The sequence below is a fragment of the Bartonella sp. TT110JLCBS genome (assembly GCF_042193405.1).
Lineage (GTDB): Bacteria > Pseudomonadota > Alphaproteobacteria > Rhizobiales > Rhizobiaceae > Bartonella.
The window spans coordinates 1-1,065 of record NZ_JBHILT010000128.1; the positions used below are offsets into that span (position 1 = coordinate 1).

Sequence of the window (1,065 nt, forward strand, 5' to 3'; positions counted from 1 at the left end):
TTTACGCCTTCATATTCTCCCTAAATTAGGCTGTTTACCCGTTTCAGAGATTACGCAAACAGAGATACGCAATACCCTTTCTCCCATTTGGCATACAAAGGCTGTAATTGCTCGAACAGCATTGATACGTCTTAATCTTTGTCTCAAACATGCGGCTGCATTAGGTGTAGATGTTGATTTACAAGCTGTAGAAAAAGCAAAAGCTCTCTTAGGAAAACAACGCCATAAGGTCACTAATAGACCAGCCATGGATTGGAGAGAGGTTCCGGCTTTTTATAAAACACTCTGTGAAGCATCAACCATAACACAACTGGCTTTGCGTTTGCTTATTCTGACAGGTGTTCGTACCAATCCTTTACGTCATATTCATAAAGATCAAATTGATGGGGATATATGGACCATACCTGCTGAAAATATGAAAGGCAAGCGTGATACAACAAAAGAATTTCGCGTGCCTTTATCAACTGAAGCATTAGACATTTTAAAACAAGCACGATTGCTTTCTCGTAATGATTTCTTTTTTTCTGCTAAAGGTCGCGGTCCCCTCGCTGAGAAGTGTATGGCTCAATATATGAGAGACAATAAACTTGAAGCCTGCCCGCATGGTTTTCGCTCTAGTTTACGCGATTGGCTTGCTGAAACAACCGATGCCCCCTATGAGGTCGCTGAAACTATTCTAAGTCATACAGTCGGAGGACAAGTAGAGCGCTCCTATCGTCGTACTGACTATCTAGAACAGCGCCGTGTCTATATGGATAAATGGGCGGCTTATGTCACGGGTCAAACCTAAAATATGGGGTGAATAACCCCATTATCTGTGGATAACTTTAGCTCTCTTGTCTCTCATTCTTTCTCAATAAGATTCATCACGTATCACATCAGAAATTGTATAATAAAATATTGTTTTCTATGAATAAAACATCTTTCTAAATGAACCAAAATGTGGTTAATAAATAGTTATGATTTGTTACCATTTTTATAGTGAAAGGATTTTAATATGACAGAAAATGATATTCTTTTAACAGACCGTGAAAGTGCAAAATTGCTTCATATGAGTGTCTCAAC

1 protein-coding gene and 1 pseudogene are annotated in these 1,065 nt (G+C 38.8%); both read left to right on the forward strand.

Features of this window, described 5'->3' with window-relative positions:
* Positions 1-790: tyrosine-type recombinase/integrase (locus ACFILW_RS09955; RefSeq protein WP_375685756.1), on the forward strand; the 790-nt coding region annotated here is incomplete at its 5' end.
* Positions 791-997: 207 nt separating this feature from the next.
* Positions 998-1,065: pseudogene (locus ACFILW_RS09960) on the forward strand (DNA-binding protein); the annotation flags it as partial.